This window comes from Elizabethkingia argenteiflava (assembly GCF_009904105.1).
Classification (GTDB): domain Bacteria; phylum Bacteroidota; class Bacteroidia; order Flavobacteriales; family Weeksellaceae; genus Elizabethkingia; species Elizabethkingia argenteiflava.
Genome location: NZ_JAAABJ010000527.1, coordinates 1 through 5,416, shown reverse-complemented (window position 1 = coordinate 5,416; position 5,416 = coordinate 1). Strand labels below are relative to the sequence as shown.

The 5,416-nt window shown below is 35.9% G+C and carries 4 protein-coding genes and 2 pseudogenes; 5 read left to right on the top strand and 1 reads right to left on the bottom strand.

What is annotated here, in order from left to right; translation table 11 throughout:
* The 5 genes and pseudogenes from GNY06_RS15705 to rimO all read left to right on the top strand — a co-directional run.
* Positions 1 to 114: pseudogene (locus GNY06_RS15705) on the top strand (IS982 family transposase); the annotation flags it as partial.
* Between the two features lie 70 nt (positions 115 to 184).
* Positions 185 to 523, top strand: coding sequence for a hypothetical protein (locus tag GNY06_RS08600; RefSeq protein ID WP_166519702.1), 339 nt, complete (start codon positions 185 to 187; stop codon positions 521 to 523).
* Between the two features lie 62 nt (positions 524 to 585).
* On the top strand, positions 586 to 2,973 hold the full coding sequence (locus tag GNY06_RS08595; protein WP_166519701.1) for a TonB-dependent receptor: 2,388 nt from the start codon (positions 586 to 588) through the stop codon (positions 2,971 to 2,973).
* Between the two features lie 12 nt (positions 2,974 to 2,985).
* Positions 2,986 to 3,552, top strand: a complete 567-nt coding sequence (locus GNY06_RS08590) for a hypothetical protein (RefSeq protein WP_166519700.1) — start codon at positions 2,986 to 2,988, stop codon at positions 3,550 to 3,552.
* A gap of 116 nt (positions 3,553 to 3,668) precedes the next feature.
* The gene (gene rimO / locus GNY06_RS08585) at positions 3,669 to 4,973 is read left to right on the top strand and encodes a 30S ribosomal protein S12 methylthiotransferase RimO (RefSeq protein ID WP_166519699.1); all 1,305 of its coding nucleotides are present in this window, start codon (positions 3,669 to 3,671) and stop codon (positions 4,971 to 4,973) included.
* 259 nt (positions 4,974 to 5,232) lie between these two features.
* Here the strand turns inward: rimO and GNY06_RS13750 are convergent.
* A pseudogene (locus GNY06_RS13750) lies at positions 5,233 to 5,416 on the bottom strand (IS5/IS1182 family transposase); the annotation flags it as partial.

The following is a 5,416-nucleotide window of genomic DNA, read 5'->3' as shown; positions in this document are numbered from 1 at the left end:
TTTGATGGCTTTAAGAACAGAATATTATCTAAGATAATGGCACTGATTGTTATACAATGCATTAATAAACTAAACAATAGAAATATTAACAACTTAAAAACTCGTATTGCTTAAATCCACCACGGGTAATATTATAATATTTTAATATAAAAGATATGGTAAAAATTTTTATATTTGCTAGGTAATGCAATTGATTTCCAGGCAACATACTAAGAAATTTCTGGCCGCGTTTATCGTAGGGATCTATACCTTTACGGTTTTCTTTGCGGGATTTTTGCATACCCATAAGGATAGTTCTTATTCTTCGGCGACTTTAAAAGTGGAAAAATCCCTTTTACCAAACGCTAAGGATTGTCTTTCCTGCCATCTGTTGGCTAGTCCTCAGCTTTATGAAGGCTTTGATTTTCCCTTAATTATTTTCAAAGCCCCAATTTTTGCAGAGCCTATTTATACCTATCAGCAAACATTTTTTTTAGAGCTAAGGTCTTCTTTCTCTTTGAGAGGTCCGCCTAGGCTTATTTAATAGTTAAACTACAAAGTTAGCAGTGTTTTCGCAGCTATTTTTAACATTTTATTTATTAATATATGTCAAAGTCTATAATGGCATTCTTTCTGGTTTGCAGTGTCGTGATGTCTTATGCCCAAAGGAGTTTTAATCTTCAGGGAACAATAAGAGATTCTGATAATCGGCAGCCTATAAGTAAGGTTCACATCAGCATAAACGGGGATAAATTTATATCCAATGCTCAGGGAAATTTTTCTCTACAATTAAAAGAGGGAAACTATACTATAGAGGTTACCCATCCTAGATTTAATTCATTTAAAGAGTATTTGAATGTAGATCAGAATCTTAAAGTAGAGATTAATCTAGAGCATCGTACAGAGGATATAGAGAGGGTGGTGTTGAATGTGAAGCACCGTACACCCGGAGCTATGATCGTAACTTCATTGGATAAAAAAATAATTTCTAGAAACATATCCGATAATTTAGGCGCTCTTCTCACTCATGTTTCGGGTGTAGAAGGTTTGAAAACCGGAAATAATATCATAAAACCGATTATTCATGGAATGTATGGCAGTCGTGTCGCTATCCTTAACAATGGAGTCAAGATGGCTGAACAGGAGTGGGGCATAGAGCATGCTCCAAATGTGGATATAGGTAATTACCAGCATATTGATGTAGTGAAAGGAGCCTCTGCATTGAAGTTTGGAAATGAGGCAATTGGAGGTATTGTACTCTTAGAGCCTGCTGTTTATCCTAAAAAAGATAGCCTGGAGGGAAATGTTATAATGAGCGGCCAGTCTAACGGTAAGGGGGGAGGTTTAAATGTGAGTATTGTGAAATTGTGGAAAGATGGTTGGGCGTTGAATACGAACGGTTCTTATCATAAATTGGGAGATCTCGCTACGCCTGATTACGGTTTGATGAATACTGGAATGGAGTCGAGTTCTTTTAATTTCGGGGTGCAGAAGAAAAGTGTGCACAGAGGATTTTCTTTGGATTATTATCTCACCCATCGTAAGATGGGAATCCTTAGAGCTACACATATTGGTAGTGTAAGAGGTCTTTATGAAGCCATTAATTCCTCTAGACCTATTTTTGAAAGAAAATTCAGCTATGATATTGACAGTCCACAGCAGGTGGTAGAGCATCATTTGCTAAAGCTAAATGCCTATGATGATTTTAAAAATTTAGGTAAGATTTTCTTGACTTATAGTTTTCAGTATAACCATAGACAAGAGTATGATGTGCGTCGGGCAGACTTTAAAGCGCTTCCGGCTTTGGATATGGAATTGATGACGCATCAGATAAATGTAAATCATCTATTAGAACGTCATAAGTGGAGTTTAGAGTCTGGAGTGGACGTAATTTATCAGAATAATTACTCTGATCCTATGGCCACAAAATCACAGCGCTTAATCCCCAATTACAATAAGTACACAGTAGGAGCTTATTCTGTATTTAAGTATAAGTTTAACCCCCATTGGAATGTGGAAGCTGCTGGACGCTACGATTTTAACCGATATGATGCTTATAAGTGGTACAACACCACTCAGTGGGAGAAGCGGTACGCTCATTTATATCCTCAGTTTAGGATAAGGGAGGAGAATGAGCGCACTTTGACACGTCCACTATTAAACTATCACAATTTATCCTTTAATGCGGGACTGGAATATAAGCCTTCCTCCTCATGGAGAATGAAGTTTAATTACGCGCGGGTTGATAGGGCTCCTAATATAGCAGAATTGCTTTCAGACGGTATTCATCATTCGGCAGCTATGTTTGAGAGAGGAGATTTGGGATTAAAAAACGAAACAGGCAGTCAGCTAAATTTCTTATTGGAAAGCAATTTAGCACTTTTACAAGGTTTGCAAATTTCTATAAACCCCTATTTCTTTTACACCCGAAATTATATTAATCAAGTCCCTACAGGCGTAAGTGGTTATCAGGGGTCTATATTTCCTGAATGGACTTATAAGCAGATTGATGCCAAGATGTTTGGAGTAGATGTAGATATTCAATGGAAACTAAGTCATAACTGGACTTATAAAGGCCGTGGTGCTTATTTATATGGTCAGGATATAACACATGATACTCCTTTAATATTAATGCCGCCTTTCAATCTTTACAATGAAATAGAGTTTAGCCGATCACAATGGCATAATTTTTATATCAGTGTAAATAGTAGACAGGTTTTTCGCCAGAATCGATATCCTTACAATCCGGTATATGTTACCTTGTACAATGCTCAAGGAGATGTCTATCAAGCGGAAGTGGATCTTTCCACACCACCTAAAGCCTACAGTTTATTTGGAATCCAAGCCGGAATAGATCTTTATAAAAACTTTTCCGCTGGACTTATTGTTAACAATCTTTTTAATACCAACTATAGAGATTATTTAAACAGGTTGCGTTTTTTCAGTGATGAGACCGGGCGCAATTTTATTTTACAACTTAAGTATAACTTTTAAATTAATTAAATAATGAAAAATATTTTTAGAATATTCAATATTAGTGTTTTAATGGCAGTCTTATCTTTGTCTTTTATTGCTTGTAATAGGAGTTCCGCAGATGAAGATGATCATGATGAAGAGCAGATAACAAATATTGTATTAAAACTTACCGATACCGCCGATCGTACTACGGCCGAATACAATACTAAAGTTAATTCAAAAACTTTTCCCAATATTAAATTAAAGAATGGGCATACTTATGATGTAACCACTCATTTTTTTCATGAAGGAAAAGATGTTACCAGCCAGATTGTAGCAGCTAAAGATGAGCACTTTTTGGTGTATAATTTCCCTAAAACCGACCTTGTATTAAGTCGTACAGATGAGGCTAACTCTACCCGAAAAGATGGGGCTAAAGTCGGTTTAAAGACAACTTGGAAAGTGAATAAGACAAAAACAGAAGAAGGAGGAGCAAGTCTTATTCTTACTTTATTCCATGAACCTGCAAAGGTATCTGAGGATAAAGACAAAACAGCATGGGGTAAAGTTACCGGTGGTCATGAGGATGCCACGGGTATGTATAATATCGTAGAGTAATTAAGTTTTATTAGTAAACTTAAAGCATAGTACAGAAATCATAGAGTACGAGGCGTGGATTTTCATGCTTCGTACTTTATTTTTTTGTTATAAATTTGCCTACTCAAAATTGACTCATGCGCACAAAATCTTCTAATAAAAAGAAAATTAATATTATAACACTGGGATGTTCTAAGAATGTATATGACTCTGAGGTTTTAATGGGACAACTTAAAGCCAATGGTAAAGATGTGGTTTATGAAGATAAAGGGGATATTGTGGTGATCAATACCTGTGGTTTTATTGATAATGCTAAAGAAGAGAGCATTAATACCATCTTGGAGTATGTCGATATGAAAAAGCAGGGGTTGGTAGAAAAAGTTTTTGTGACAGGTTGCCTTTCGGAAAGATATAAACCCGATTTGGTAAGTGAAATTCCAGATGTAGATCAGTATTTTGGAACCCGTGATTTGCCCGTTTTACTAAAACATTTGGGCGCCGATTACCGCCATGAACTGGTAGGGGAGCGTTTGACGACCACTCCTAAGCATTATGCCTATCTTAAAATATCTGAAGGCTGCGACAGACCTTGCACCTTTTGCGCTATACCTCTTATGCGGGGGAAACACACTTCTACTTCTATAGAAAATCTAGTAAAGGAGGCTCGGAATCTGGCTAAGAATGGAGTCAAGGAATTGATTCTAATCGCTCAAGATTTAACATTCTACGGCTTAGATCTGTACAGAAAACGTGCATTAGGGGATTTATTGAAAGAGCTGGTAAAAGTTGAAGGTATTGAATGGATCAGACTGCATTATGCTTTCCCCACAGGTTTTCCGGAGGATGTATTGGATATTATTAAGCAAGAACCTAAAATTTGTAATTATATAGATATTCCTCTTCAGCACATCAATAACGATATACTCAAGCGCATGAAGAGGGGGACGACTCACGAAAAAACCAACGACTTGTTGGCTAAATTTCGGGACAAAGTTCCGGGGATGGCCATTAGGACTACGCTAATTGTTGGTTTTCCTGGAGAGACAGAGGCTTACTTTCAGGAATTAAAAGCTTGGGTCAAAGAGCAGCGTTTCGATAGATTGGGATGTTTTACTTACTCTCATGAAGAAAATACCGGAGCCTTTATCTACGAAGATGATATTCCGACAGAAGTTAAAGAACGTCGTGTAGAAGAGATTATGGAGATTCAGCAACAAATATCTTTCGAGATTAATCAGCAGAAAATAGGCAAGGTTTATAGATGTCTATTCGATAGAAAAGAAGGTGCTTATTTTGTCGGGAGAACTGAGTTTGACTCTCCGGATGTGGACAATACCGTGTTGGTTTCTGCTGAAAACACCTATATTGGAGTGGGAGACTTTGTAAATGTTAAAATTACGGTTGCGGATGATTTCGACTTATATGGAGAAGTCGTCGATTAAGCGATTATAAATTATAAAAAAAATCAGGTATATGCAGGGCTTTTTTATGGGGTTATCTCTATTTGAAAGTGTTTTTTAGAAAAAAATAAAAAAATTGGTCTAATAGGTGAAATATTATATATTTGCTATTCAAAATCAGGAGTAACTTGAGTTGGAATTAGAATAAGGGGTAAAATATATAAGCCTATCAATATTATACAAATCCTTAATAGACAAAATAAAAAACGATTAATAACATCAAAAATAGTATTGAACTTGTTTAAACTATTAGTTTTCTGAGGAATAAAATAACAAAAGCAATATAATGCAAAGAATACCATGTTATTACAGAAGTTTCAAATCGTATTAATAATGCTTTGAAACTATCCATCCAAGCATTTGCTTTCTCTATATTGAACCTTCGTTTATATAATTCTTCATCAAAATAATAATAATTCTTGGCT

Bases quoted from the DNA above. Each gene is read 5' to 3' on its own strand.
- GNY06_RS08600 (WP_166519702.1), top strand. From the start codon at position 185: ATGCAATTGATTTCCAGGCAACATACTAAGAAATTTCTGGCCGCGTTT.
- GNY06_RS08595 (WP_166519701.1), top strand. From the start codon at position 586: ATGTCAAAGTCTATAATGGCATTCTTTCTGGTTTGCAGTGTCGTGATG.
- GNY06_RS08590 (WP_166519700.1), top strand. From the start codon at position 2,986: ATGAAAAATATTTTTAGAATATTCAATATTAGTGTTTTAATGGCAGTC.
- rimO (WP_166519699.1), top strand. From the start codon at position 3,669: ATGCGCACAAAATCTTCTAATAAAAAGAAAATTAATATTATAACACTG.